The organism is Aneurinibacillus thermoaerophilus, assembly GCF_900099925.1.
Taxonomy (GTDB): Bacteria; Bacillota; Bacilli; order Aneurinibacillales; family Aneurinibacillaceae; genus Aneurinibacillus; species Aneurinibacillus thermoaerophilus.
The window spans coordinates 1-1,602 of sequence record NZ_FNDE01000088.1; the positions used below are offsets into that span (position 1 = coordinate 1).

General features: G+C 38.1%; 2 protein-coding genes. Both read right to left on the bottom strand.

Translation table 11 applies throughout. The annotated features are described in order from the left end of the window. Nucleotides 1-305: 305 nt before the first annotated feature. The gene (locus BLR88_RS18750) at nucleotides 306-494 is read right to left on the bottom strand and encodes a hypothetical protein (protein ID WP_057898929.1); all 189 of its coding nucleotides are present in this window, start codon (nucleotides 492-494) and stop codon (nucleotides 306-308) included. Between the two features lie 12 nt (nucleotides 495-506). Next, nucleotides 507-1,145, bottom strand: a complete 639-nt coding sequence (locus BLR88_RS18755) for a hypothetical protein (RefSeq protein ID WP_057898930.1) — start codon at nucleotides 1,143-1,145, stop codon at nucleotides 507-509. Nucleotides 1,146-1,602: the final 457 nt, after the last annotated feature.

Sequence of the window (1,602 nt, forward strand, 5' to 3'; positions counted from 1 at the left end):
CTTTCTTCTTGTCATTGATGTCTTCCCCCTCTGTCACTATAAGTGTAATCAAAATACACCCTTAGTGTCCAACTTCTCTAGGGGGCTAAAGAGATGGCACACCGTAATCTTAAGGATTGTTCAAAACAGAAATGGACTGCGAACGCTAATCACTTAAGAATCCCCTGGCTTTAGCCATGTGGAGTGTCAAATTCCGTTCATATTTTATTAGTTAAATCATAGCAAAAAACCTATCGTTGTTTATTTTATTATAACAGTAGACTCCAAAAATCGAGCCGCCCTATATGGGGCGGCCTCTTTTGTTTTTAGTATTTATTGTTTTTTCCACCTGTTTTATCCCGCATAAAGAAATAAACTAGCAGAACCGCAATTACCACAGCAGGAATAGTAACGACTAATCTTACTGTTTGCTCGGAAATAGTTATGCTAAACAAGCCAACTAAGATAGCGACGATAACGGCTGAAATGAGTGCCTTTTTCGCGCTGTTACTCACAGACTCCCTCCTTTACTGTGGGGAAACACTTGGCAGCATAGGAGATAAGTACGTATAAGTGATTTTGAGAGGAACGATTACGGCCCCTGCATATTCACTAAGGACAGCACCTGCTACAGCACCTGCGACTGCTCCACTTAAGCCACCAAATATAGCTCCCAGATATGTTGTACCTCCTGAGATTCCTCCTTTAACAATAGCATTTACGTCCGTTTTTGTTAAATAAATTTCAACGCCCCACCAATGAAACTTAATGTCCCGTATTCCTTCTCCAGAAGCAGCTAAACTAGCGAATTCTCCAGTCTTATTTTGTGTTATTTCTTGCTTGGCAGGTACCGTGAAAGTTTTTTCTCCATCAAGAACAGCACCTGGAGATTCATCTAAAATTCCGTTAGCTTGGTCAAGTGCAGTCTTAACTAAAACTACTTCTTCATTAGTGGCCACTTTTTCTAAGGCAGCTTCATCAGCGATAATAAAACGATCGTTTTCAACAGTGATAAACTGATCAAATTTTCTAATGTCTAATTTTTCATTTTGTTGAATCTGAATATCTTGAGTAGTAGGTGCAGCACTTGCTACAGCGGAAAAGCTCGAAACTCCGGCACCGGCCATTAAAGTTGCAGCTAGCAATAAAGATACAGGTTTTTTCATTTCGCTCTCTCCTTTATGTATATTGTTTAACACCTCTTAATTATAACAAATAATTACTAATTTACATTTAAATGGAATATAACTAACATTTTTGTCATATTTATAGTAAATTATGGTATTTTATAAAGATTATTAAGGGTCACCGGACCAAAAAAAGAAAATTGTACGCTAAGAGGATCAACGGACACAAAAACCCCGGAACCCTGTACGCTAAGGAACTAAGGTTTGAAATGTTGAGGCTTTGAAAGGTGAAAAATAGAAGTAGAGGGAGGAAATATAAGAATAATAGATTATTACTAGACTTGCCAAAATTAGAAACAAAATTTACCATCTACAAAGAAACGAAGGATTCCCTATGCAGTTTGCAGCTGTTTTGGAATAAAATCCAGCGACTCTCCTGCTCTTGCTGCTTGATAGACAAATTCAATCCAGCTTTGGCTTTTTTTTACCCGCCATC